Here is a 24,981-nt window from a genome sequence, read left to right on the forward strand (position 1 = left end):
GGGGCACCCCCTCTGACTTTGCCGATGGTCCTTGCCGCTGCGGCTTGTGGCGGCCCCCGGAGGAGACGCCCTCGCCGGGCACCGCAGCGCCTGTGCTAGCCGACGGCCCGGTCCAACTCCCCCGGGTCCCCCGCGTCGAAGTCGTCGACATCGTCAAGGTCGTCGAAGTCGTCGTTCCCGCCCAACGGCAGCTCCGCGGGCAGCGGATGCGCCCCGGGCGTGGCCGCGGCGTGGTAGCCGTGGCTGACTCCCGAGAGGAAGATGTTGGCGTCGTGCACCCGCGGGTAGCGGGACAGCGCCGCCTTGAACCGCGGGCCGTGGCCGTCGCGCGGCTCCACCAGGTGGGCGAGTTCGTGGGCCAGCACGTAGTCCTGCACCCACTGCGGCATGGCACGCAGCCTGTCCGAGAGCCGGATCCGGCGGCTCTGCAGGCTGGCCGAACCCCAGCGCCGGTTTTGGTTGGACACCCAGACCACCGAGGCCGGGTCGGCGCGCCCGCCAAAGAGCTCCGCGTCCATGGACCGCGCCCTGGCCGCCAGCAGCGCGTCCGGGTCGGCGGTGGTGCCGCGGGCGACCTTGCGCATGACCTTCTTGACCATGTCGGCCACCAGCATGCGTTCGGCATGCTCGCCCAGGCCGGCGGGGACGGAGACCACCATGGTGTCCTGCCGCCACGCCCCGGAGATCGTCTTCTTGCGCTTGGCCGAGCGCACCACGCGGATGCGGGTGCCTTCATCGTCCACGTATTCGATGGTGGATGGTTGGGTGCGCATGTTCGTGTCCTTTCCGCCGCTGCCTGGGTGCCGCCGCGTGTGCCGATGCCTTGCCGAAGCCTTTGCCGCCGACCTGTTCCCCGGTGCCGGAGCACTCTCCCGCTCCGGGGTGTGGATAGCCGGGGCGGTGCGTGCCGCCGGTGCCACGATGGGTTCATGCAGGGCGCCGGCGACGGGCAATCGCGCCGGTGCCGCCGTTCCCCCAAAGGAGCAACATCATGAGGATCAACCCGGGCTTGCAGGTACTTAGCCTAGTGGAGGGCGCCATCCAGATTGGCACCGGGCAGCGCGCGCGGTGGATAACCGGGCTCACCGCGGACGAGAAACGCTTCGTGCTCTCCCTGTGCGAGCGTGGCCCGCGCCCCGTCGGCCCCGCCCCCGACCTGCCCGACGAGCGGCGGCGCGGGGAGATCCTTCAGATGCTGGGCCCGGCGCTGCTCCGGTCCGCCGCACCACCGCCGTCCCCGGGGGCGACCGGCGCGGCAAGCGGGCTGGACACCGGCAACGGGTTGGGTGCGCGGTTGGTGCCCGATGCCCTGCAGTGGGGCGCCGCCTACCAAATGGATGCCGTCCCGGTGCTGCAGCGCCGGGCCGAGGCCAGGGTGGCCCTCTACGGCTGCGGGCGGATGGGCCAGCTGCTGGCCCACGTCCTGGCCGGCGCGGGCGTCGGGTCCCTGATGCTCTGCGACGGCGCCCCGATGGACGCCGGGGACCTGGGCGCCGGGACCACCGGCATCACCGGCGTGGGCGCCCCGCGTGCCCGCGTCACCGCCCGGGCGCTGCAATCGATCCACCCGCACCTGGTGGTGGCCGATGCCGCCGGGCGCAGCCCCGACGCCCCGGCCCTGGACATGGCGGTGGTGATCGCCGGGGGCATGCTGCCGCCGCTCGCTTCCCTGGCCGCCGATGCGGCGATGTTGCCGGTGCTGTTCACCGATTCCGGGATGCACCTGGGCCCGATGGTCATCGACGGGCTCACCATGTGTGCGCCATGCGCGTGGGAGCAATGCGACCCCACGCTGCGGATGCTCGACGCCAACGAGTATTCCGGGCAGGCCCCGGCGCTGCGCCCGGAGGCCTCGCTGGCGGCCGTGGCGGCGGGACTGGCCGCCATGGCTGTGCTGATGGCCCTGGACCGGATCAACGTCCCGGCGGCGGCCGGCTCGATGATCGTGTGCGACCTGCCCACCGGGTCCATCAGCTCGGTGCCGGCCCGAGCCCGGCCGCGCTGCGACTGCCTGGACCCGCTGGCCGCCTGATCTCCGACCCGGCTATTCCAGGGTGCCGCCGGCCAGGACCGCCAACACGGCCTCGCCGTAGCGCTCCAGCTTGCCCTTGCCGACCCCGGAAACACGCCCGAGTGCCGTGAGCCCGTCGGGCTTGGTCTCGGCGATGGCCATCAGCGTGGCGTCCGTGAAGATCACGAAGGCCGGCAGCGAGTTGGCCTGGGCCACCTGCAGGCGCCAGGCGCGCAGGGACTCGAACACCGCCTCGTCGTAACCCGCCGGGCAATTGCCGCAGCGCCCCAGCTTGCGTTCGGCGGCGGAAGTCAGCAGCGTGCCGCAGACCCGGCACATCGGCGGGCCCGCGGGACTCCGGCGCTTGGCGGCGCGCGGGGCCGAGGCCACGCGCGAGGTGCCCGCCGGCCGCAGCCCGTCCAGGAAGCGCGAGGGCCGCCGGTTGGCCCGTCCCCCGGGGGTGCGGGCCAGGGACCAGGACAATCCCAGGTGCATGCGGGCGCGGGTGATGCCCACGTAGAGCAGCCTGCGTTCCTCGTCGTACCCGGCCTGGTCGTCGGCGAAGGAGATCGGCATCAGGCCCTCGGAGAGCCCGACCAGGAACACCGCGTCCCATTCCAGGCCCTTGGCCGCGTGCAGCGAGGCCAGCGTGACGCCCTGCAGGGTGGGGGCGTGCTGGCTGGCGGCGCGTTCCTCCAGCTCCGCCACGAAGGTGTTCAACGTGAACGGGACCTCGGATCCGGCGCGGGAGGCGGCCATCTCGTCGGCGAGCGCCACCAGGGCGGAGAGCGACTCCCACTTTTCGCGCACCGCGCCGGAGGCCGCCGGGGCGGTGGCGCTGTAGCCCAGTGACACCAGGATGTCGCGGGTCAGCTGCGGGACGCTTACGCCGTCGGCCTCGGTGGTGGCGTGGCGGGCGGCGGAGCGCAGTTGCAGCATCGCGTCGCGCACCTCGCGCCTGGCGAAGAAGCGTTCCCCGCCGCGCAGCAGGTAGCCCACGCCCGCGGAGGCCAGCGCCTGCTCGTAGGCGGCGGACTGCCCGTTGGTGCGGAACAGGATCGCGATCTCCGCGGCCGGGGTGCCGTCGGCAATGAGCTTCTTGATGCGCGCGGCGATCTCGGCGGCCTCGGCCTCGTCGTCCTTGGCCTCGAAGAAGCTCGGCTCGGGGCCGTTCTCGCGCTGGGCGATGAGCTCGAGCGGGGTGGGCCAGGGGTGGTCGCGGTCCGGGACCCCGGCCTCCGGGCGGCGGGCGGCGAGCACGCGGTTGGCCAGGTGCACCACCTGCGGGGTGGAGCGGTAGTCGCGCACCAGCTTCACCACCGGGGCGTGCTCGTAGGTGGCGGTGAAGTCCAGCAGGTGGCGCGGGGTGGCGCCGGTGAAGGAGTAGATGGTCTGGGACGCATCTCCCACCACGCAAAGTTCGTCGCGCCCGCCGAGCCACAGATCCAGCAGGCGCTGCTGCAGCGGGGAAACGTCCTGGTATTCGTCGACCACGAAGTGCCTGTACTGTTCGCGCACCGAGGCGGCCACCCGCACGTCGTCCTCCAGGATCGCCACGGTCAGCAGCAGCACGTCCTCGAAGTCGATGAGCTGCCGGTCGGTCTTCACGTCCTCGTACGACTGGAAGATCCGCGAGACCGTGATGGGGTCCAGCCCGCCGGGCTGTCCGCGGTCCGCGGCGGCCGCCACGTAGGACTCGGGGGTCAGCATCGAGACCTTCGCCCATTCGATCTCGCTGGCCAAATCGCGCACCGTGGCGCGGTCGGCGCTGGTGCGCAGCCGGCGTGCCGCCTCGGTGATCAGCGGTGCCTTGTAGTCGACGATGGACGGCAGCTGCCCGCCGATGGCCTGCGGCCAGAAGTATTGCAGCTGGCGCAGCGCCGCGGCGTGGAAGGTGCGGGTCTGCACCGCACCGGCGCCCAGGTCGCGCAGCCGCGAGCGCATCTCGGCCGCGGCGCGCGCCGTGAAGGTCACCGCCAGCAGCGAACTGGGCTTGTACACCCCGGTGTGCACGCCGTAGGCGATGCGGTGTGTGATGGCGCGGGTCTTGCCGGTTCCGGCGCCGGCCAGCACGCACAGCGGTCCGCGCAGCGTGGTGGCGACCTGCCGCTGTTCCTCGTCCAGTCCGCCGAGGATGCGTTCTTCCAGGGCTCCCATGTCGGTGGTCTCGGTCATGTCCTAGTTTTCCAGGCGTTCGGGTTCGGGCAGCGTGCCGCCGTACCAGTGCTCGATCAGCGCACTGGCGATCGAGGTGCCGGTGGGCACGCCGATGGAACCGGAGCGGACGGCCTCGGCAAGTTCGGCGCGGGTGAACCAGCGCAGGTCGATGATTTCCTCCCCGTCCGGCATCAGCTCGGTGCCCACGGCGGTGGCGGTGAAGCCGAGCATCAGCGAGCGCGGGAACGGCCAGGGCTGGGAGCCCATGTAGCGCGGGTCGCGCACTATGACGCCGGATTCCTCGGCGACCTCGCGGATGACGGCGGACTCCAGCGATTCGCCCGGCTCCACGAACCCGGCCAGGGTGGAGAATCGCGTCCCGCCCCAGGCCTTGTTGGCACCCAGCAGCAGCCGGTCCTCCGTATCGGTGATGGCGACGATCACGGCAGGGTCGGTGCGCGGGAAATGTTCCAGGTCCTCCGCGGCGCAGTGCTTGACCCAGCCCGAGGCGCGCAGGCTCAGCTCCCCGCCGCAGCGCGGGCAGAAATTCACGAAGTGGTTCCAGTTGGCGATGGCAACGGCCTCCACGAAGAGCCCGGCATCGCGGGCACCGAGCCCGGCGGCCACGTCGCGCAGCCCCAGCCATTGCTCCGGATCCGTGGAACCGAGTGCGGCCTGGCCGTCGGCAGCGGCCGGCGCATCGCGGAAGGAATGCAGCACGATTTCGGAGCTGCCGTCAAAACCCAGGTAGATCTCCGTGCCGCCGGCGGGGACGCCTGCGTGGTCGATGAGCACCAGGTCGCCGTCGAGCACCCGGGCACGCCCGCCCACCAGCACCAGGTGGCGGGTCGCCGAATCCGCGCGCAGCGCATCGAGCCAGCCGTCGTCGGTGCGCCGTTCGCAGCCGCGATCGGTGGTGGCGCGGGCCAGGGGCAGGGCTCCTAGCGCCGGGAAGCTGGTCACTGGGTTCTGCACGGTATCGCTCATAGCATCAACCGTACTGACCGTTGCGGCCCAACGCCTACTTCAGGACCCCGGTTGTGGCCATCGGCGCACCGGACGGCGCCGCGGCACACCGTCCCCCGGATCCCGCCAAGGAGGGCTAGCGGGCAGTGATTGGTCGCAAATCATGCGACTCGCCGCCACACGGCAGGACTCGGGCATGGCATGCGGTCTACGGTGGAGGATGTGAAACGCTCTCCCATGGAACTCGCTGCCATCGCCACTGCTGCGGTCCCCGGCTTGGCGCCCACGGGCGTCGCCTCGCTGCCGGACGACGGCAATGATTTCGACTCGGTGCTCATCGTCGACGCTGCCAAGAACCGTTGGCGCGTGCGCTCCCCGCGCCATGAGGAAGCCAGTGTGCGCCTCGAAACCGAGCTTGCCGCCCTGCGTGCCTTCTCCGCCGGCATCCGCGCGTCGCTGCCCTTCCAGTTGCCCTCCGTCGCCGGAACAGTGCGACAGGGTCCGCTGCGGACCTTCGTCTACAACCACGTCCCCGGCAAGCAGTACTCCCTGGAGGACCTGGTGTCCTTGGGTTCGCGCTGCGCCCGCGACCTGGGCAGCGTCATGGCCGCCATCCACTCGATGCCCGCCTCCGCGATCGACCGCGCGGACCTGCCCTCCTACACCGCCGAGCAGGTGCGCCAGCGCCGCCTGAACGAGCTTGACGCGGCTGCCACCACCGGCATGATCCCCTCGCGGCTCTTGCGCCGGTGGGAACACGCCCTGGAGGACGTGGCCCTGTGGCGCTTCAATGCCACCGTCATCCACGGGGACCTGCATGAGGACCAACTGCTGGTCCAGGACGCCAAGGTCGTTGCCGTCACCGGGTGGACCGACCTGCAGGTCGGGGATCCGGCCGACGACTTCGCCTGGCTCGCGGCGGTGCACGAGCAGTCCTTCGCCGAGGCCGCCTTCGAAAGCTATGTCTCCGTGCGCGGGGACCGCGCCGATCCGCACATCATGCGCCGCGCTGCCCTGGCCGCCGAGTTTGCGCTGGCCCAGTGGCTGGTCAAGGCCATCGCCGGCGGCGAACCCGAGCGCATTGCCGAAGCCAAGCTGATGCTCGAGGAACTCGACTCGGACATTGCCGAGTACGGCGGGCAGCCCATCTCCGTGGTCGAGCCCCCGCGTGCGGCCCGGTCCGAGGAGGCCGAGCAACAGCCCGTGCCGGTGCCGGCCGCCGAAAAGGTCACCGTTTCCGGCATCGACCCCGACGAAGATGACGAGGCCGAAACGCCCGCACCGTCGGTGCCCGCCGAGCCGGAAACCTCGGCACTGAAGATCGTGCCCTCCCCCATCAGCGCCGCACCGGTGCCACCCGTGGCCCCGCCGGTCCCGGCCGCTTCACCGTTGAAGCCCCTCGACGCCCCCAAGCACGCATCGGAGAAAACCGGCACCGCGACGGAATCGACGGACAAGCAGCCCGGGGCTGCCGCTTCCCCGGACAAGACCGTCACCGAAGACGCGGATGCCGACACCGTGGAATCCACGGGCGACAAGGACGCGGCCAAGACCAAGGGTGCCGACCCTTCGAAAAGCGCCCCGACGACAACACTGTCAGAGGACGCCGACGAGGGCACCGCTGGCGCCGCCGAGCAGAAACACGACGGCCCCGCGAAGGACTCCGCCGGAACGGACACCACCGCGATCCCCGTACAGTCCGCCGAACCCAAATAACGGGCAGGAGGTCGCTTTTACGACCCTCCCGACACGGATCGGTTTCCGCTTCATATTAAATCCACTTGGTAGAGTGTAGGTTGAGCGACGATGCCTTTGGCATCGGATCGCGATTTCCAACTTCTTATGCATAGCGGGGACAAACGTATGAAAAATTTCAAGAACAGCACCATGCTGCTGTCAGCGACCGCCGGGGTACTGCTGGCCCTGACCGGATGTTCGGCCGCCGCAGACAAGCCTTCCGGTGTCGCGACTACCGGATCCGAGGCCGCCCCGGTGGAGGCGGAAATCGTAGTGCCGGAGGCCAAGGAAATCTTCCCCAAGACGTCCGCCGCCATTGAGAAGGCCACCTCGGCAACCGTCGTCGGTGACCTCACCAACGGTTCCGAGAAAGGCAATTTCGAGCTTTCGGGCACCGTCGATGGGACCAATTCCCTGATGAAGATGAGCCAGGACGACGCCTCCGTCGAACTACTGACCGTCAACAAGGTCTCATACATGAAGCCCAACAAGGCATTTCTGACCCAAACAGCAGGGGCCGAGGCCGCGAAGATGCTCGATACAGTCGCAGCGAACAAGTGGATTTCCACGAAGAAGGCCGACCAGTTCGGGGACTTCACGGTGGGTTCCTTCCTTGCATCGATGGACACCGATGAACTCGGAGCAAAGGAAGCCGCAAAGATCACCAAGAAGTCCCTCGACGACCTCAACGGCACCAAGGCCTTCAAGTACACCGGCGACGAAGTCACTTTCTGGATCGCGGCCGAGGGCGAACCCCTCCTGCTGAAGCTTGAAGGAACAGGATCCGCAAGCGACGGCACCGGAACCATGACCTTCAGCGAGTGGAACGCAGTCAAGCCGCACGAGGCTCCGGCCAAGTCCGACGTGGTCAGCGTCCCGGGCCTCTAAGCCGCAAAGCCAAGGGGCGGGGACGATCGGATCACATTTCCGATCGTCCCCGCCCCTTGCGCTTGCCCCGCGAAGTGTCGGCAATCAGCCGTTCAGTGCGCCCATTGAATTGCTGATGAGGCTCTCCAGCTCCGCCTCGTCGGCCAGGTCGTGCGGCCTGATGGTGGTGCCGGAGCCCACATAGTAGAACGCCGCACGGACCTCGGACACGTCGATGCCACGCAGCCGCGCCCAGCCCAGCCGGTACACCGCCAACTGCAGGGCCTTGATGCGCAGCTCCTCGCCACGCGGCACCCGTCCGGTCTTCCAGTCCACGAGCAGCCAGGCCCCGTCGGGTTCCTGGAAGATCGCATCGATGCGGCCACGCACCGAGACGGGGCCGATGCGGGTCTCGATTGCCGCCTCCACGAATGCCGGCTGGCGGTTGGCCCATTCGGAGTCCAGGAAGGCGTCCTTCATGTCCTCCAGGTCAAGCGCGTCGTCGATGTAGGCGTCGGCCGCCTCCATGTAGTCCCCCAGCTCCAGCATCCCGGTGGAGTCGAAGTACTCCTCCAGCCAGGCGTGGAACGCGGTGCCGCGGCGGGCTGCGGTCCCCGGGCGCCGGGGAACGGGACGGCGCAGCTCGGCCAGCACCGCTGAGGCGTCGGTGGCAAGGTCCACGAACACCGAGGCACGCACATGCTTGGGGATCACCGTGGTCCGTTCCTCGGCGGCCTCCTGTGCCTTGCGGGCCAGCAGCAGTTCAGCCTCCTTGAACCAGCCCCTGCCCGTCGGCGTGTGCCAGGGCCCCTGCTCCCCCGTCCAGGTGTCCCCATCGGTGGTCACGGCCACGGGACCGACGGGTGGCGCAGAGCCGTCCGCCGCGTCCTGGGCGGCCAGCAGCACTGCGGCCGCGGAGGCCTCCAGCTTGGCGCGGCGTCCGGGTGGCCGGGGGCGTTGCACGCCCCCACCGGTGATAACCGGTCCCTCCAGCGGGTCGTACGGCCAGCGGGCCTCCAGCGGCGCCTCGCGGAACGGGTTCGCCTCCGGCGCGTCCTCGTCCTCGATCCACGTCGTGGATTCGGCCGAGGGGTTCGGCTGATCGGCCAGCGGCAGCATGTCCAGCAGGAAGCTGGAGGGTTCGGTGAGCTTGGTGCGCGTGCCCGTCCACGCGGTGGCTGAACAGATCAGCAGCGACTTGGCCCGGGTCAGCGCGACATAGGCCAGGCGCCGTTCCTCCAGTTCGGCGTGGGCCAGCACCTCCGACTTGAACATGCCTTCGGCCTTGACCACGTCAAAGAGGCATTCCTGGTCGGTGTCCCACTGCGGCAAATCGTGCTTGTCCCCGCGCAGTGGCCACGGCAGGGCCGCGTCCCCGCTGGTCCAGCGCGAATCGCTGGCGCTGGGGAAGATGCCCTCGTTCATCCCGGTCACCGCCACCACGTCCCATTCCAGGCCCTTGGAGGCGTGGATGGTCAGCAGCTGCACCGCGTCCGGGTTCGATTCACCGGGCACGATCGCCAGCCCGCCCTCCTTCTCGGCCGCGGCCTCCAACCAGGTCAGGAAGCCCGCCAGGTCCACGCGGGCCGAGGTGCTGGAGTAGTCCTGCGCGATGTCGGCAAAGGCGTCCAGGTGGCGCCGGGCCTCGTGGATGCCGACGCCGGGCTTGGCCGCGACCTCGATGTCCAGGCCCATGGCGCGTTCGGTCTCACGCAGCAGCGCTTCGAGGTCGTCGTCGATGAAGCCGCGCAGGTAGCGCAGCTCGTCGCGCAACGTCCGCAGCCGCGCCAGCGCCTCGGGGCTCAGGGCGCGCCCGTCCCCGGACACCCAGTCGGGGTGCGGCAGGTGGTCCAGGGCCTCGACGAGGCTGGCGGCGTCGTTCAGTTCCGCCCGTGCCTCCCCGCGGGTGACTTCCTCGGCGCTCTCGGGCGCGTCAAGGTTCTCCGGCCCGCCGTCCTTGAGCGCAAACTCGCGGCGGCGGGCCAGGAAGCGCGACCAGTCGGCAAAGGCCATCAGGTCGGCCGGGCCGATGCGCCAACGGGCACCCGCCAGCAGCCGCACCAGGTGGTCGGAGCGGTTGGGGTCCACCAGCACGTTCAGTGTCGCGACGACGTCGGTGACCTCGGGCATGCTCAACAGGCCGCCGAGGCCCAGGATCTCGTAGGGGATGCCGGCGTCCTCCAGCCCTCGGGAGATGGGGGTCAGCTGCGACCGGGTGCGGCAGAGCACCGCCATGGACGGGTTGCGCCCGTGCTCGGCGGCGTAGGAATTGCGTTCGTCGATGAAGCGCTGGGCCAGGGCCGCCGCTTCCTGGGATCCGGTGGCGTAGCGGGCCAGTTCCACCGTTCCGGTTCCGGCAAAGGCGCTGGGTTTGAGCGAGGGCACCGAGATGCCCGAGGGGGCGACGGAGTTCAGCTTCGCAGAGACGGCGTTGGCCGCCTCAAGCACGTTGACCGAGTTGCGCCACGCGGTGCTCAGGTACGCCACCGAGGCGGGGCGCAGCCCGCCGTCGCCGTCCTGGCCGTCCCCGTCCGCCCCGGCCACTCGCGCCGGAAATTCGGTGGGGAAGCGGAAGAGCTGCCCGGCCGAGGCCCCACGGAAGCCGTAGATGGACTGGTTGGGGTCCCCCACCGCGGTCAGCGCGTGCCCGTCGCCGAAGATGCAGGAGAAGAGCACCATCTGCGCGTGGGAGGTGTCCTGGAACTCGTCGAGCAACACCACCTTGAACCGCGCGCGTTCGCTCTTCGCGGCCTCGGGGATTTCCCGGGCGATGCGCGCCGCGAGCGCCACCAGGTCCCCGTAGTCGAGCGCGCCGCGGGCGGCCTTGGCGTGCGCGTAGCCCACGGCCAGTTCGGCGATGGTGGAGCGGGTGCGCAGCTTGTCCAGCAGCTTGCGGGCCTCCAGCGAGGGTGCGGCGGGCTTGTCGATCCGGTAGGGCAGCGCTTCGAGCCTGCCGACCAGCTCATCGATCCACTCCTTGGCGTACACCGGGTCCACCAGGTGCTCGGCGCATTCCCCGGCGAAGGTCACCACGGCGTCGATGAGCGTGTTCTTCGAGGAGGCCAGGTGGTCGTAGTCCCCGGTGTAGCCCTCCACCACGGCCGCGGCGACCTGCCAGGCCTGCGCGGTGCCCAGCAGCGCGGTGTCGGATTCGACCCCGATGCGCAGCCCGTGTTCCTTCACCAGCGTGTTGGCGTAGGAGTGGTAGGTGGACACCGACGGATCCAGCAGTCCCTCCTCCTCGAGCTCCAGCAACCCGGAGCGCGCCAGCTTTTCCAGCTGCCCGCGGATTCGCTGGGCCAGCTCGCCGGCGGCCTTGCGGGTGAAGGTCACGCCCAGGATCTCCTCGGGGCGCACTTTCTTGTTCGCGACCAGCCAGATGACCCGGTCGGCCATGGTGGCGGTCTTGCCGGACCCGGCGCCGGCGATGACCAGCAGCGGTTCCAGCGGCGAGGAGATGATGGCGGACTGCTCGGGCGTGGGCTGGTGCTGGCCGAGGATCTCGGCGAGCTCCTCGGGCGAATACACGCGCGGGGGCGCGGCCGGCGAGTCGATGCCGGCCAGCGGTCCGGCGGGCGGGGTTGCTGCTTCGGTGCGGCTCACGGCTCGGTGACCTGCCTTCCTTCGGAACACAATGGACAGATGCCCGGCAACCGGCAGTTGCTGCCGCTGCGCCCGCCGCGGGCCGGGTCGTGGCGGGAGAGGAAGTCCGCATCGCCCATCAGTTGCGCGGCGGCCAGCACCATCGGGGTGGCCCAGTCCTCGTCGGTGATGGCAGGCTGGGCCTGTTCACGCGGGGACTTGGTGGTGGTGCCCAGCTGCACCAGGGACGCCCCGGCGGGCACGCGGGTGAGCTCCTCGGCGGTCTTTCCGACCAGTGCCCCGTTGATGACGGCGGCCTGGTAGGCGCCGAGCTGCGGGTGCTTTTCCACGTCCTTGCCGCTGGGCTGGGACTTGCCCGTCTTCAGGTCGACGACCCACGGGTTGCCGTCCGCGTCGGCTTCCACCCGGTCGACGACCCCGCGCAACAGTGCTGCGCGCGGGGCGTTGGGATCGGGCAGGGCCCCGGTTTCCGGTCCGGGCACCGAGGCGTCGGTGGCGGGCGGCGCGGGGATGGTGACCTCGAAGGGGATCTCCCGGCCGATGAGGCGCCGGTTTTCGGTGCGCATCATCACGTTGTACTGGGCCAGTTTTTTCAGCATCGACTCGGCGCGTTCCCGGTCCCTGGCGCCCTCCCAGTTCTCCGGCATCTCCAGCTCGCCCCAGCGTTCCTCGAGCACGTCCAGGTATTCGCCGCCGCTGGCCTCGGGGTGTTCCTCGGCGATGGAATGCACCAGGGTGCCCAGCGAGCGCGCGAAGTCGGTGGCCGCCTCTCCCCCGGCGGCCTGGACGAACCAGTTCAGCGGGGAGTTCATCACGGACTCGACCTTGGAGGGGGAAACCTTCACCGGATCCCCCGGCGGGACCACCGGCCCGGTGGAAGTCGATTCGGCCAGCCCCCACCAGCCGGCGGGGTGCGCCCCGCGGACCGGGTGCGGCGCGGCGACCAGGGCGCCGAGCACCGAGGTGGCGTCGCGGTGCAGCATCTCCCGGGCCTCGTCCAGCGCGGTGGCCTCGGCGGCCTGGCGCAGCTCGGCCACCAGGGCTCCGAGGGTGCGGGGCCGCGGGACGAAGACCGCCCGGCGCCCGTGGATCGCCCCGTCCGGGTCCACGATGTCCAGGAAGGAGGAGGGCTGGGTGTCCTCGGAGGCCACGGCGATGGCGACGACCTTGGACTTGGCGCGCGAGATCGCGTTGGCGAAGGTTCGCAGTTCGTCGGCCCGGGTCTCGCGGATCAGCGAGGCGATGTTGCGCACCGGGAGGATCTGCGGGCCGTGTTCGATCACGTCGCTCAGCGCTCCGCCGCCCAGCAGCTCGCCGCGCAGCTTGGTGTTGGGCCAGATGCCCTCCTGCATCCCCGGCACCAGCACCAGGTCCCATTCGCGCCCGGCCGCGGCCGCGGTGGTGAGCACCTGGACTGAGGCGGCGGACCCGCCCCGGCTGGCCAGGGTGTCCATGGGCAGTTCCTGGCCCAGCACGTGCTCGACGAACTGGGCCACGGAGGAACCGGGCAGCTGGTCGACGAAGCGTTCGGCCGATTGGAAGATCGCCAGCATCGCATCGAGGTCGTGGTCGGCGCGGGCGCCCAGGATGCCGCCGGCCAGCGCGGCCTGGGTCCACTTCTCGCCCATCCCGCTGGCCGCCCACAGCGACCAGAGCGCGGTCTCGGCGTTGACGTTGCTGCCCGCAAGCTCGGAGCGCAGCGCCTGGTACATCCTGGCCAGGCGCCTGGCGCCGGCGGCCTCGCGGCCCATGGTCTCGAGCAGTTCCAGCTGCTCCAGCATCCCGGTGAGCAGTTCGGCACTCGAGCGGTTGCCTCCCTGCGCGACCTCGTGGCGGCGCAGCCCCTGCCGCAGCCGGCGCACGTCCAGGGCGGAGGCGTTGGCATAGCGCGACATCAGCAATTCCTGCAGCAGCAGCGGGTCCTGCGGAGCCTCGGGTGCCAGGGCAAGCTGCATCAGGTCCAGAAGGGGCCGCACGGCGGGTTCCTCCCGCAGCGGGGTCTCGGCCGGCGGGGTGTTCACCGCGATGCCGGCCCCGGCCAGGTACTTGGCCATGGAGCGGACCTGGGATCCGTTGCGCAGGACGACGGCCATGGAATCCAGCGGCCGATGGTGGATCAGGTGTTCCTCCAGCAGTCGCTGGGCGACGAGGCGCTGTTCGTGGATCGGCGAGTCCACCAGCATCACCTCCAGGCTCCCGGGCGCGGGGGCGTCCGGGGCATCAACTTCTTCGTCGCCCACACGGCCCGGGTTCCCGGCGTCTTCCCGGACCCCGACCGGGTGCGGTGCCGTGACCCCGGAGGCTTCCTCCGCCTCGGGGAAGTCCAGGCTACGTCCGGCCCCGCCGGCGGCCACGGGGATGCGCCTGGCGACCCTGCCCCAGGCCGTCGCCAGTTCCGCGTTCAGGCGATAAGAGGTCTTCAGCTCCAGGATGCGGGCGGGGTAACGCTCGGTTTCCAGACGCCGGCCGAATTCGCCGAGCATGTCCGGGCGGGCGCCGCGGAAGCCCTGCACGACGTTGTCGGGTGCGGCGAAGGCCACCAGGTCGCGGCCGCGGGCCAGCAACGACAAGAGGCGGTGCTGCGCCGGGTTGGCCTCCTGGAGGTCATCGACCATCACCAGGTGCAGGCGTTCGTGCTCGGCTGCCAGGAACTCGGGGTTGTATTCCAGGATTCCGGCGGCGGCGGCCAGCAGCCCGGCCGGGTCGAAGGCTTCGGCGCTGCCCAGGTCCAGGAGGTCGCGGTACTCCTGGTAGAACTGGGCTGCGGCGACCCATTCGGGGCGGCCCAGGGACTCCCCAAGGTCCTGCAGGGCACCGGCTTCGAGCCCGTGCTCGGAAATCCTGTCGAAGAGTTCGCGCAGCTCCTTGCGGAAACCCCGGGTGCCGATGGCCTCGCCGAGGGACTCGGGCCAGTCCGGGCCGGGCGTGATCCCCAGGGCATGGCCCTCGAGCAGCTGCCCGATCAGGGTGTCCTGCTCCGGCCCCGAGAGCAGCCGCGGCGGCCGCTGCAGTGCAGGCAGCAGCCCGTCCAAGCGGGCCCTGCGGATCAGGTCGAACGCGTAGGCGGACCAGGTGCGCACGGCGGGTTCGGAGAACGTCTTCTCGGTGCCGGCCGAAAGGTCGTCGCGCAGCGTGGCCGCGGCGGAGCGAGTAGGGGAAAGCACCAGCACGTGCTGCGGATCCAGCCCGGAATCCAGGCGGGCGGTGAGCACGCGCAGCAGCGCCGTGGTCTTCCCGGTTCCCGGCCCGCCCAGCACCAGCACCGGTCCGTGGCCGGGTTCCAGCTCCAGCAGTTCCTGCTGCGCCGCATCGGCGGCAAAGGCCGTCTCCGCGGCAATGGCCGCGGGGTCCTGGGTGGATGCGAGGGTCTCCATATACTCCATCAGATCATTCGCGGGTGACGTTTTGGAATCGGCAGCAATTCGGCCACGCTATCGATGCGGGCGTGCTCTTCCTCGGTGGGTTCCCAGCGGGCCTGTCGCATCCGGACCCCGGCCGCGGTGCGGGGCGTGGATTCCCGTTCCCAGTGCACGGCGGCGACGGGCTGCAGGGCCTCGGGTAGGGTCCCGTTGGAGCGGATGACCCGCCACCAGGTGACATCGGCCCCGCCGCGGCCCATCGACTTTCCGACCTGGCGCGGGCCGCCGGAGCCCAGCAGCTCGGCGACGTCGCCATAGGAGAGGACCTTTCCGGCGGGGATCATCGCGACCACGGCAAAAACCGCTTCGTCGTAGTCCAGTGAGGCACTTTCGCCCGAGGGACCCGGCAGCGGTTCCCCGCTTCGTGGAATCAACGTGTCTCCTTCCGCTCCGCACACGTCCCGTCCCATTATCCGGGCTCGGACGCGGTGTTCATCCACAGGCGCGGCGCGGTGGGCCAAAGTGTCTGTGATTCCCGGTAGCGTTGGTGACATGAATTCTTGGCACAATCTCCCCCGCGCAGCATTCGACCTGGAAACCACTGGTCGAGATCCGCTCGACGCACGCATCGTCACCGCTTCCATCGTCGTGGTGAACGGCCGCTCGGAAATCCTGCAGACCCGGGAATGGCTGGTTGATCCCGGCGTGGCGATTCCCGAGGAAGCTGCGGCAATCCACGGCGTCACCACCGCCAAGGCCCAGGCCGAGGGCATGGATGCCGCCACCGCGGTCGCCGAGATCTCGGCGTTCCTGGCCGACCTGTTCCTGACCATGCCGGTCATGGCCTTCAACGCCGCCTACGACTTCACGGTGCTGGATCGCGAGGCCAAGCGCCACCTGGTGGCCCCGATCGTCGCTTCCCCGGTCATCGACCCGTACATCCTTGACAAGCAGGTCGACAAGTACCGCCGAGGCAAGCGAAACCTCTCGGTGATGAGCGATTTCTACGGCGTTCAGCTCGTCAACGCCCATACCTCGGCAGCAGACGCCGCGGCAACCATCGGGATTGCCGATGCACAGGCCGCGAAGTACCCGAAGCTGCAGGTTGATGCCGCGGAGCTTCACGCCTCCCAGGTCGTGTGGGCCGCCGAGCAGGCAGCCAGCCTGCAGGAATTCTTCCGCCGCAAGGATCCCGCCGCAGTCGTCGACGGGCAGTGGCCGGTCAAGTCCTGACCCGACGCCTCACAATTCATGACGGAGGGGACCCCACACAGGGGTCCCCTCCGTCATGCGTATCCCGGTCGTTGCGGTTTCCAGCCACGCGAGCCGCTGCCCACGAGGGCCGGATTCCGCCATGCGGAGTGCGCCATCGTCGCAACATGGTGCAACATTTCCCACCTGCGCAAGCCACGTGACGCGCTTCACCTTACGCTGGAGTAACCCGACCAACCATTTCAGCGATGCCGCATCGGCGACATCTTCGACAAAGCCATGGAATTCCCGCGCAACCAACAGTCGATCCCGCCGCGGTGGACAACGCTTGCAAAAAATGGCAGGGTATGGCCACGATTGCGCCGCATTCATTCGATAGTGATTGAATGTCCAGTACCCCTTTTCTTTTTTGATTGCTAAGGACACCCCTTTTGATCACAGTCACTGACCTGCGCAAGGTCTACCAGCAAGGCGGACGCACCGTCGTCGCCCTGGATGGCGTTTCCTTGCACGTCGACGCCGGCCAAATCCACGGCATCATCGGGCATTCCGGAGCCGGCAAGTCAACGCTCGTCCGTTGCCTGACCCTGCTGGACCGGCCCACCTCCGGTTCGGTTGCCGTGAACAACAAGGAACTGGCCAACGTGTCGGATGCCGATTTGCGCACCGCGCGGCGGCGCATCGGCATGGTCTTCCAGCATGCCAACCTCATGGATTCGCGCACCACGGCGCAGAACGTGGCATTCCCGCTGGAATTGATCGGCACCCCCAAGGCAAAGATCGCCGAAAAGGTCACCGCCCTGCTCGAACTCGTCGGCCTGACCCAGTTCGCCGACGCCTACCCCGCACAGCTTTCCGGCGGCCAGCGCCAGCGCGTGGGCATCGCCCGCGCCCTGTCCTCGGATCCCGACGTGCTGCTCTGCGACGAGCCGACCAGCGCCCTGGACCCCAAGACCACCGACGAGATCCTCGAGCTGATCAAGTCGGTGCGCGACCGCCTTAACCTCACGGTCCTGATCATCACCCACGAAATGAATGTCGTGAAGCAGGCCTGTGATTCGGTCTCACTGCTCGAAGCCGGTCGCATTGTCGAACACGGTGACATCGAAAAGGTCGTCGCCGACCCGGCGGGCCGCCTCTCCCAGGCGTTGCTGCCGATGCCCGGTGAATTGCCTGACGACCTTCCGGCGGGAACCGTCCTGGACCTGCTGTACTCTGGCGCCCAGGCCACCGAGCCGGTGATCTCCTCGATTGCCCGCACGTTCAACACCGACGTCAACGTCTTGGCCGGCTCCGTCGAGCATCTCGGCGAGCACCAATTCGCGCACATTCGCATCCAGCTTCCCGAGGGAGCAGACATCACCGCCATCACCAACCACCTGCTCGCCAACGGCGTCGCTGTCACCGTGAAGGAGGGCAAGTAAGCCATGGACTTCTTCAATGACCTGATGACCAACCCCGGCATCACCAAGGCCATGTGGCCTGCCTTCATCGAAACAATGCAGATGACCGCCATTTCGGCATTCTTTACGGTCGTGGTTGGACTGCCGCTGGGCATCCTGCTGCTTAACACCGCAAGAGGCGGACTGACCCCGAACCGCGGATTGAACGTCGTGCTCTCGGGCATCATCGTGAACATCACCCGTTCGATCCCCTTCGCGATCCTCATGGTCTCGCTGATTCCGCTGGCAGCACTGATGGTGGGCACCTCGCTGGGGCCCATTGCCGCTTCAGTCTCCCTGACCATCGGCACCATCCCGTTCTTCGCCCGTCTGGTGGAAACCGCCCTGCGTGACGTCTCGTCCGGGAAGATCGACGCGGCCCTGGTCATGGGTTCGACCAAGATGCAGGTCATCCGCAAGGTGCTGGTCCCCGAAGCGCTGCCGGGCATTATCGCGGCAACCACCACCACGATCGTGACGCTGATCGGCTATTCCGCAATGGCCGGTCTGGTCGGCGGTGGCGGCCTGGGGCGCCTGGCATACAACTATGGTTTCCAGCGCTACGAACCTGCAATCATGGTAGTCACCATCGTGATCATGGTGTTGCTGGTGCAGTTGGTCCAGATCGTGGGCGACTGGATCGCCCGCCTGGTCGACCACCGCTAGATCCCACCCGGAGTGCAAACGACGCTCCTCCACCCAGGCTTCCGGCGGTTCACACCGCCGGCGCGCAGCCAGTAGCCGCTAGCTGCGTTAGTTACCCGATGCCAACCAATATCGGGTCTAGATGAAAAGGAAACGCAGCCCATGCGTAAGAAGCTCGCACTCGCCCTTACCGGCGTCGCAACCCTGTTCGCACTGACGGCTTGCGGTGGCGGCACGGCCGTCGCCCCCAGTGCGACGGCAACGCTCGACCCGGCCAACCCCACGGTCGTCAAGGTCGGCGCCAGCCCGATCCCGCACGCCCAGATTCTCGAGTACATCGACGAGAACCTGGCCGCCGAGAACGGCATCGACCTGGACATCACCGAGATCGACGACTACCAGACGCCGAACATCGCCCTGGACGACGGCACCCTTGACGCCAACTTCTTCCAGACCGAGGCCTACCTCGCCGACCAGATGGCCACCAAGGGCTACAAGTTTGAACACGGCGCGGGCGTCCACATCGAACCGCTGACCGCGTTCTCCACGAAGTTCAAGGAAGTCGCCGACGTGACCGAGGGCAGCCTCGTCGTGTTGAACAACGACCCGGTCAACCAGCTGCGCGGCCTGCGCGTGCTGGAGTCGGCGGGCCTGCTCAGCGGCCTGGTCGACGGCGATTCGGCACTGACCGTGCAGGACGATGCGGCCAAGAACCCGAAGAAGCTCAAGTTCCAGGAAGTCAACTCGGAGCAGGTTCCGAAGTTCTACCAGGAAGACCCGACCGTGGGCATCGCCGTGGTGAACGGCAACTACATCGTCCAGGCCAAGCTGAACCCGGAAGAGATCCTGTTCCAGGAAGAGGCCAAGGACAACCCGAACGCCAACTTCCTGACCTGGCGCGAGGGCGAGCAGACCGCGGCGATCGCCAAGCTCGACGAGCTGCTGCGTTCGGACGAGGTTCGCGAGTACATCAAGACCACCTGGAAGGACGGCAGCGTTCTTCCTGCCTTCTAAGCCGCAAGGGTTCCCGTTCGCGGAAACCGTTGAAATGCGCCGTTCCGTTCCCTCCGCAGGGGAAAGGGACGGCGCATTTTCGTGTACAGGGGCCTTCCACGTTCGGCGCCACTTGCCCGGAATCCGAAACATGCACTTGACTGGAACCGTGTTGCCTACATTTTCGCTCCGAGCCGCCACGGACGCCGATGCCCGGTGGATCGCCGAGCTGCGGGCAGACGTGCTCAGGGACGACCTGGTACGTCTGGGCAGATACGACCCAGTGCGCGTGCGCCAGCGCTTTCTGGACGGCTTCGAGGCCGGACAAACGCAGGTCATACTTGTCGACGGCGTCGAGGCAGGCAGCCTCGCTCTCCGGCCGACCAGCGACTGCCAGTGGATCGAGCATTTCTATATCGATCGCTGCTTCCAGGGCAGGGGCCTGGGCGGATCGGTCCTGGCCCACGTCATGACACGGCACTCCGATGCACGGGCATTTCGCCTGAACGTGCTCGCCGGCAGCCCCGCGCAGCGGCTCTACCTGCGCCACGGCTTCACCATCGAGTCCGAGGACCCCATCGACGTGTACATGGTGGCCCCCGGACGCCCGGCCTGACCCACCCCCGTGTGCGAGGGACTCCCCCCTGCGCGCTTTCGTCAGGTACGAGCGGCTCGGCTCGTCGACCAGCGCGGTCGAAGCGGTCATGAACCAATGAAAAAAGAACCCGCCGCCTACTCCCCCTGTGTGGGTGGGAAAAGGCTGCGGGTTCTCTCGGCCCGAACACCGAGCCCGGTGCTCGGGCCCACGGACTACTTGCTGTCGACCAATTCGTTTTCGGTGCCGTCGATGATGGCGATCTGCTTGGCGAACTTCTCGTTCAGGCGCGAGTGCTTGCGGCCGTAGGAGAAGTAGATGACCACGCCAACAATGAGCCAGAGCACGAAGTAGATCCAGGTTTCCACGGCAAGGTTCAGCATCAGGTACGTGCACAGCAGCGCGGAGACGATCGGGATGACCGGGCCGAACGGAACCCGGAAGGCAGGCTTGAGGTCGGGGCGCTTGCGGCGCAGCACGATGATGCCCAGGCTGACCATAACGAACGCGGAAAGCGTGCCGATGTTGATCATTTCCTCGAGCACGTCCACGCGGGTGAAGCCGGCGGCCAGCGCCACCAGCGTGCCGCAGATGACCTGGATGCGCACCGGGGTGGAGCGCTTGGCGCTGGTCTTGGAGAGCTTGTACGGAAGCAGCCCGTCGCGGCTCATGGCCAGGACCACGCGCGAGAGGCCCATGAGCAGCACCATGACAACCGTGGTGAGGCCGATGAGCGACCCCACGGCGATTACCGAGGCCGCACCCTCGTTGCCCACCAGCGAGAACGCGGTGGCCAGGTTCGGGGTGTCCACGGCGGCCAGGTCCCGATAGGACACCATGCCGGTCAGCGCCAGCGAGACGCCGATGTACAGCAACGTCGTCAGCGCCAATCCGGCGAAGATCCCGCGCGGCAGGGTCTTGCTGGGGTTCTTGACCTCTTCGGCGCTGGTGGCCACGACGTCGAACCCGACGAAGGCGAAGAACACCAGCGCGGCGCCGGCGAAGACGCCCATGAGTCCGTATTGTGCCGGGGCGGCGCCGGTGGCGAAGGCAAAGAGGGATTGCTTGAGCACTTCTGTGGTGCCATCCCCCGAGGCCGGCATGGCCTCCGGGATGAACGGCGCGTAGTTCTCGGCCTTCACGTAGAAGAATCCGACGACGATCACGAAGAGCACGACGCCGATCTTGATGACGGTGAAGACGTTGGAGACGGTGGCCGAGAGCTTGGTGCCCAGGACCAGCAGGATCGTGAACAAGGCCACGATCAAGAAGGGCCCCCAGCTCATGGTGACGATGCCTAGTTCAATGGTGGGTGAGAGGTGTACTCCCACAAGCTGGAAGACTTCGGTGAGGTAGATTCCCCAGTATTTGGCGATCACTGCCGCTGCCGTGAACAGCTCGAGGATCAGGTTCCATCCGATGACCCAGGCCACGAATTCGCCCATGGTCGCGTAGCTGAACACGTAGGCCGATCCGGCGACCGGGATTGCCGTGGAAAATTCGGCGTAGCACATGATCGCCATGGCGCAGGTCAGTGCGGCGATCACGAAGGAGAGCGTGACCGCGGGCCCGGAGAAGTCGGCCGCCGCGCGGGCTCCGACGGAGAAGATTCCGGCGCCAACGGCGACGGCCACTCCCATGATCATCAGGTCCCAGGCGTTCAGGGACCGCTTGAGCTGTCGCCCAGGTTCCGCGGCATCGGCCAGGAAACTTTCCACGGGTTTGGTACGAAAAAGACTCACGGTTTTCCTCGGTGGCAATGAAACACGAAAACTAACCGGACAAGCCTAGCCGCGTCGGCTAGGTACCGCAGGAAGCCGGTGGCCTTCGGAGATCCCGGCGCACTCCCCCGTCCGGTGCCGCTGTCGGCACTTTCCGGTCCGGTTGCCGCGAGAGCTAAGTTCGGCTTGACATGGCTTTTTCCTCAAACATGGAGCACGTTTCCCCATCGGGATAATCCCCCGCCCCGGCAGCGTCAACGCTGCATCGGGTCGTGCTCGAAAGTGGCCTAGACCTCACCATTTTTTGGTTCTCCGGCCGGCGATCGGTCCCCGGAACGTGAAAACGCCCCCGATTGTTTCCACATCAAGCGGTTGATGCGTCAATAATCGGGGGCTTTCAAGGCGCCCAGAGGAATCAGGCGGCGGGGACCGCCGATGCCGCTGCGCGGGCTGCGGCCGGAAGTGCCGCGAAGATCTTTTCCATGGCCTCGTCGTCGTGCGCCGAGGAGAGGAACCAGGCCTCGAAGACGCTCGGCGGCAGGTAGATTCCCGACTCCAGCATCGAGTGGAAGAACGGCGCGTAGCGGTAGGCCTCCTGCGCCTGGGCCTGGGCGTAGTTGTGCACCCCGTGCTCCGAGGTGCCGAAGGCGACGGAGAACAGGTTGCCTGCACGCTGGATCGAGTGGTCGACTCCGGCTGCACCCAGCGCCTCGGCGAGGGCAGCCTGCAGCTGCAGGGACTTCGCATCGATGTGCGCGTAGACCTCGGCGGTGGCGTTGGTCAGCTGGGCGATGCCGGCGGCCATGGCCACCGGGTTGCCCGAGAGCGTGCCGGCCTGGTAGACCGGGCCCAGCGGGGCCAGGTAGTCCATGACCTCGGCGCGGCCGCCGAGCGCCGCGGTGGGCAGGCCTCCGCCGATGACCTTGCCGAAGGTGTAGAGGTCCGGGGTCCAGCCCTCGGTGCGTCCCGTCAGTCCCCAGTAGCCGGCATCCGAGGCGCGGAATCCGGTGAGGACCTCGTCGAGGATCAGCAGCGCGCCGTTGGCGGTGGTGGTCTCGGCCAGGAACTTGTTGAAGCCCTCTTCCGGTGTCACGACGCCCATGTTGCAGGGTGCGGACTCGGTGATGACGGCGGCGATGTTCACCCCGTGCTCGGCGAACGCCGCGGTGATGGCCTCGCGGTCGTTGTACGGCAGTACCAGGGTCTCGGCCGCGGTGGCCGCGGTGACGCCGGCGGAGCCGGGCAGGGCCAGGGTGGCCAGGCCGGAGCCGGCGGCGGCCAGCAGTCCGTCGAGGTGCCCGTGGTAGCAACCGGCGAACTTCACGATGAGGTCGCGGCCGGTGTAGCCGCGGGCCAGGCGCACCGCGGTCATGGTGGCCTCGGTGCCGGTGGAGACCATGCGCATGCGCTCCACGCCGCCGAAGCGGTCCATGACCAACGCGGCGAGCTTACCCTCGTCCGGGGTCGAGGCGCCGAAGGACAGCCCGCGGTCGACGGCCGCGTGCACGACGTCCTGGATGGCCGGGTGGGCGTGGCCCAGCAGCGCCGGGCCCCAGGAGCAGACCAGGTCGACGTAGGAGTTCCCGTCGGCGTCGGTCAAATAGGCACCCTTGGCGCCGACCATGAACGGGGGCACCCCGCCGACCGAGCCGAAGGCGCGCACCGGGGAGTTCACCCCGCCGGGCATCAGCTTCTGGGCGGTGGCGAAGAGTTCGGCGGAGCTGGTCATTATTTTCCTTCTTTCAGCCACTGGGCGAGTTCGGAGGCCCAGTAGGTCAACACGGTGTCGGCGCCCGCGCGGCGGATGCCCAGCACGGATTCGGTGATCGCGGCGCGGCGGTCGATCCAGCCGTTGGCGGCGGCGGCCTCGATCATCGCGTATTCGCCGGAGATCTGGTAGGCGGAGACGGGGACCGGGGACATCGCGGCCACGTCGGCCAGCACGTCCAGGTAGCTCATGGCCGGCTTGACCATGACCATGTCAGCGCCCTCGGCGAGGTCGAGTTCGACCTCGATCATGGCCTCGCGGCGGTTGGCCGCGTCCATCTGGTAGGTGCGGCGGTCGCCGGTGAGCTGGGAGTCCACGGCCTCGCGGAACGGGCCGTAGAACGCGCTGGCGTACTTCGCGGCGTAGGCCAGGATGGAGACGTCCTGGTGGCCGGCCTCGTCCAGGGCCTGGCGGATGACGGCGACCTGGCCGTCCATCATGCCCGAGGGGCCGAGCATGTGGGCGCCGGCCTCGGCCTGCGCCACGGCCATCCGCCCGTAGATTTCCAGCGTGGCGTCGTTGTCCACGTTGCCCTTGGCGTCGAGCACGCCGCAGTGTCCGTGGTCGGTGAATTCGTCCAGGCAGACGTCCGACATGATGACCAGTTCGTCGCCCACCTCGGCGCGCACGGCCTCGATGCCGAGGTTCAGGATGCCGGCCGGGTCCACGCCTGCGCTGCCGATGGCGTCGCGGGTCTCCGGGATGCCGAAGAGCATGATGCCGCCCAGGCCCAGCTCGACGGCTTCGGCCGCGGCGGCCTTGAGCGTGTCCAGGGTGTGCTGCACGACCCCGGGCATCGAGGTGATCGGGTTCGGTTCCCTCAGCCCCTCGCGCACGAAGGCAGGCAGGATCAGCTGCTGCGGGGCCAGCACGAGCTCGGCGGCGAGCCGGCGCATGGCGGGGGTGGTGCGCAGGCGGCGGGGCCTGCGGGCGGGGAATGACATTCTTCGCTCCTTGTGAAGCTGGTGTGGTGGTAGCTAAGTCTTAGGTGGCTGGATCGATGGGGGCTGCGTCGCTGGAAGCCGCGTGGGTGGAAGCCGCAACGGCGGATTCCCAGGCGTCGGCAAGTCCTTCGGGGGTGGGAAGGGCCGCGACGCCCGCGGGTTCCAGCCCGTGCTCGCGCAGCCGCTTGGCGGTGCTGTCGCCGATCGCGATCAGCTCCTGACCCCTTCCCGGGCGCGTTGCAAGGCCCGGGACCAGCGCCAGGAGCTTGTCGACGGTGCTCGGCGAGGAGAACATGATCGCCTCACACTTCTCCAGCGCGGCGGGAAGTTGTGCAACCTCCACCAGGTATCCGCCCTCGGGCAGCGAAACCGGGTTTGGGTTGGAGCCCGCCGGAAAATGCGTGTGCAGCGCGCGGGCCGGATCCGCCGGGGCGGTGACGGTGTTGTAGGCGATGACGATGTCCGCGTCCCAGCCGTGGGCCGCGAACCCGTCGCGCAGCGTGGAGGAGGCGATGTCCGCCTGCGGGGCGAACACCCGGGCCTCCGAGGTGCGCAAATCGTGCCAGTCGGCAAGCATGCCGCGGGCCGAGTGGTCGGTGGCGGGCATGAAATCGATGTGCGCCCCCAGGGAACGCACGGCCGCCGCGGTGGCCTCGCCGACCACCGCGACCCGGGTACCGGCGGGGATCGCCAGCTCCAGGCCCAGTGCTGCGGCCCGGCGGGTGAGCGCGGTGAGCGTGTTGACGGAGGTGAAGACGCACCAGTCGTAGTGCCCGGAAAGCATCCTGCGCAGGTGCGCATCGAGTTCCGCGGTGTCGGCGGGCAGCTCGAAGTCGATGAGCCTGCACACGGCGGTGCGCGCGCCGCGTGCCGCGAGGACCTTCACGGTCGCCGCGGCACGGTCGGCGCTGCGCAGCAGCAGGGCGGTGCGCCCCGCCAACACCCCGGGATTCGGCATGGT

18 protein-coding genes are annotated in these 24,981 nt (G+C 68.6%); 8 read left to right on the top strand and 10 right to left on the bottom strand.

The features are described 5' to 3' along the window. Positions 1 to 95 precede the first annotated feature (95 nt). Positions 96 to 773, bottom strand: a complete 678-nt coding sequence (locus ACIPVK_RS11710; RefSeq protein ID WP_407612155.1) for a SprT-like domain-containing protein — start codon at positions 771 to 773, stop codon at positions 96 to 98. Between the two features lie 218 nt (positions 774 to 991). Here ACIPVK_RS11710 and ACIPVK_RS11715 point away from each other — a divergent pair, with 218 nt between their 5' ends. Further along, a complete protein-coding gene (locus ACIPVK_RS11715) occupies positions 992 to 2,032 on the top strand; it encodes a ThiF family adenylyltransferase (protein WP_407612156.1) in 1,041 nt (346 codons plus the stop codon). A gap of 12 nt (positions 2,033 to 2,044) precedes the next feature. On the opposite strand, the gene ACIPVK_RS11720 is transcribed toward ACIPVK_RS11715, so the two are convergent. Next, positions 2,045 to 4,186: an ATP-dependent DNA helicase UvrD2 gene (locus ACIPVK_RS11720; RefSeq protein ID WP_407612157.1), complete on the bottom strand. Its 2,142-nt coding sequence runs from the start codon at positions 4,184 to 4,186 to the stop codon at positions 2,045 to 2,047. A 3-nt stretch (positions 4,187 to 4,189) separates the two neighbouring features. Beyond that, positions 4,190 to 5,155: an NAD(+) diphosphatase gene (gene nudC, locus ACIPVK_RS11725; RefSeq protein ID WP_407612158.1), complete on the bottom strand. Its 966-nt coding sequence runs from the start codon at positions 5,153 to 5,155 to the stop codon at positions 4,190 to 4,192. A 216-nt stretch (positions 5,156 to 5,371) separates the two neighbouring features. Here nudC and ACIPVK_RS11730 point away from each other — a divergent pair, with 216 nt between their 5' ends. After that, complete coding sequence (locus ACIPVK_RS11730; RefSeq protein WP_407612159.1) at positions 5,372 to 6,850, top strand: phosphotransferase; 1,479 nt, start codon at positions 5,372 to 5,374, stop codon at positions 6,848 to 6,850. A 171-nt stretch (positions 6,851 to 7,021) separates the two neighbouring features. Then, positions 7,022 to 7,759: a hypothetical protein gene (locus ACIPVK_RS11735; RefSeq protein ID WP_407612160.1), complete on the top strand. Its 738-nt coding sequence runs from the start codon at positions 7,022 to 7,024 to the stop codon at positions 7,757 to 7,759. A gap of 84 nt (positions 7,760 to 7,843) precedes the next feature. Here ACIPVK_RS11735 and ACIPVK_RS11740 read toward each other — a convergent pair whose 3' ends face one another. From ACIPVK_RS11740 to ACIPVK_RS11750, 3 genes are read right to left on the bottom strand one after another with little or no spacing between them, the layout of a single operon-like run. Then, positions 7,844 to 11,302, bottom strand: coding sequence for an ATP-dependent helicase (locus tag ACIPVK_RS11740; protein WP_407612222.1), 3,459 nt, complete (start codon positions 11,300 to 11,302; stop codon positions 7,844 to 7,846). 35 nt (positions 11,303 to 11,337) lie between these two features. Beyond that, positions 11,338 to 14,715 carry an ATP-dependent helicase gene (locus ACIPVK_RS11745; protein WP_407612161.1) on the bottom strand — a complete coding sequence of 1,126 codons (3,378 nt, stop codon included), beginning with the start codon at positions 14,713 to 14,715 and terminating at the stop codon, positions 11,338 to 11,340. Between the two features lie 8 nt (positions 14,716 to 14,723). Beyond that, positions 14,724 to 15,134, bottom strand: a complete 411-nt coding sequence (locus tag ACIPVK_RS11750; RefSeq protein WP_407612162.1) for an MGMT family protein — start codon at positions 15,132 to 15,134, stop codon at positions 14,724 to 14,726. Positions 15,135 to 15,252: 118 nt separating this feature from the next. Here ACIPVK_RS11750 and ACIPVK_RS11755 point away from each other — a divergent pair, with 118 nt between their 5' ends. The 5 genes from ACIPVK_RS11755 (at position 15,253) to ACIPVK_RS11775 (ending at position 19,608) form a co-directional block, all read left to right on the top strand. Further along, positions 15,253 to 15,933 (top strand): 3'-5' exonuclease, encoded by a 681-nt coding sequence (locus ACIPVK_RS11755; protein WP_407612163.1) that lies wholly within the window; start codon positions 15,253 to 15,255, stop codon positions 15,931 to 15,933. Positions 15,934 to 16,343: 410 nt separating this feature from the next. After that, positions 16,344 to 17,336 (top strand): methionine ABC transporter ATP-binding protein, encoded by a 993-nt coding sequence (locus ACIPVK_RS11760; protein ID WP_407612164.1) that lies wholly within the window; start codon positions 16,344 to 16,346, stop codon positions 17,334 to 17,336. 3 nt (positions 17,337 to 17,339) lie between these two features. Beyond that, positions 17,340 to 18,020 carry a methionine ABC transporter permease gene (locus ACIPVK_RS11765; RefSeq protein ID WP_407612165.1) on the top strand — a complete coding sequence of 227 codons (681 nt, stop codon included), beginning with the start codon at positions 17,340 to 17,342 and terminating at the stop codon, positions 18,018 to 18,020. Between the two features lie 141 nt (positions 18,021 to 18,161). Then, a complete protein-coding gene (locus tag ACIPVK_RS11770) occupies positions 18,162 to 19,013 on the top strand; it encodes a MetQ/NlpA family ABC transporter substrate-binding protein (RefSeq protein ID WP_407612166.1) in 852 nt (283 codons plus the stop codon). Positions 19,014 to 19,161: 148 nt separating this feature from the next. Continuing rightward, positions 19,162 to 19,608, top strand: a complete 447-nt coding sequence (locus ACIPVK_RS11775; protein WP_407612167.1) for a GNAT family N-acetyltransferase — start codon at positions 19,162 to 19,164, stop codon at positions 19,606 to 19,608. A gap of 194 nt (positions 19,609 to 19,802) precedes the next feature. Here the strand turns inward: ACIPVK_RS11775 and ACIPVK_RS11780 are convergent, their stop codons facing one another. The 4 genes from ACIPVK_RS11780 to ACIPVK_RS11795 form a co-directional block, all read right to left on the bottom strand. After that, a complete protein-coding gene (locus ACIPVK_RS11780) occupies positions 19,803 to 21,329 on the bottom strand; it encodes an APC family permease (protein WP_407612168.1) in 1,527 nt (508 codons plus the stop codon). A gap of 394 nt (positions 21,330 to 21,723) precedes the next feature. Then, a complete protein-coding gene (gene hemL, locus ACIPVK_RS11785) occupies positions 21,724 to 23,037 on the bottom strand; it encodes a glutamate-1-semialdehyde 2,1-aminomutase (protein WP_407612169.1) in 1,314 nt (437 codons plus the stop codon). Beyond that, positions 23,037 to 24,020, bottom strand: a complete 984-nt coding sequence (gene hemB, locus ACIPVK_RS11790; RefSeq protein ID WP_407612170.1) for a porphobilinogen synthase — start codon at positions 24,018 to 24,020, stop codon at positions 23,037 to 23,039. Before hemB ends, hemL begins: the two co-directional genes overlap by 1 nt. Positions 24,021 to 24,060: 40 nt before the next feature. Beyond that, positions 24,061 to 24,978, bottom strand: coding sequence for a uroporphyrinogen-III synthase (locus ACIPVK_RS11795; RefSeq protein WP_407612171.1), 918 nt, complete (start codon positions 24,976 to 24,978; stop codon positions 24,061 to 24,063). Between the last annotated feature and the right edge of the window lie 3 nt (positions 24,979 to 24,981).

Origin of the sequence: Paeniglutamicibacter sp. MACA_103 (assembly GCF_045798555.1) — a bacterium.
Taxonomy (GTDB): Bacteria; Actinomycetota; Actinomycetes; order Actinomycetales; family Micrococcaceae; genus Paeniglutamicibacter.

Excerpts from the sequence above, each read along its gene's own strand:
- ACIPVK_RS11710 (WP_407612155.1), bottom strand. The coding sequence starts at position 773 with ATGCGCACCCAACCATCCACCATCGAATACGTGGACGATGAAGGCACC.
- ACIPVK_RS11715 (WP_407612156.1), top strand. The coding sequence starts at position 992 with ATGAGGATCAACCCGGGCTTGCAGGTACTTAGCCTAGTGGAGGGCGCC.
- ACIPVK_RS11720 (WP_407612157.1), bottom strand. The coding sequence starts at position 4,186 with ATGACCGAGACCACCGACATGGGAGCCCTGGAAGAACGCATCCTCGGC.
- nudC (WP_407612158.1), bottom strand. The coding sequence starts at position 5,155 with ATGAGCGATACCGTGCAGAACCCAGTGACCAGCTTCCCGGCGCTAGGA.
- ACIPVK_RS11730 (WP_407612159.1), top strand. The coding sequence starts at position 5,372 with ATGGAACTCGCTGCCATCGCCACTGCTGCGGTCCCCGGCTTGGCGCCC.
- ACIPVK_RS11735 (WP_407612160.1), top strand. The coding sequence starts at position 7,022 with ATGCTGCTGTCAGCGACCGCCGGGGTACTGCTGGCCCTGACCGGATGT.
- ACIPVK_RS11745 (WP_407612161.1), bottom strand. The coding sequence starts at position 14,715 with ATGGAGACCCTCGCATCCACCCAGGACCCCGCGGCCATTGCCGCGGAG.
- ACIPVK_RS11755 (WP_407612163.1), top strand. The coding sequence starts at position 15,253 with ATGAATTCTTGGCACAATCTCCCCCGCGCAGCATTCGACCTGGAAACC.
- ACIPVK_RS11765 (WP_407612165.1), top strand. The coding sequence starts at position 17,340 with ATGGACTTCTTCAATGACCTGATGACCAACCCCGGCATCACCAAGGCC.
- ACIPVK_RS11770 (WP_407612166.1), top strand. The coding sequence starts at position 18,162 with ATGCGTAAGAAGCTCGCACTCGCCCTTACCGGCGTCGCAACCCTGTTC.
- hemL (WP_407612169.1), bottom strand. The coding sequence starts at position 23,037 with ATGACCAGCTCCGCCGAACTCTTCGCCACCGCCCAGAAGCTGATGCCC.
- hemB (WP_407612170.1), bottom strand. The coding sequence starts at position 24,020 with ATGTCATTCCCCGCCCGCAGGCCCCGCCGCCTGCGCACCACCCCCGCC.
- ACIPVK_RS11795 (WP_407612171.1), bottom strand. The coding sequence starts at position 24,978 with ATGCCGAATCCCGGGGTGTTGGCGGGGCGCACCGCCCTGCTGCTGCGC.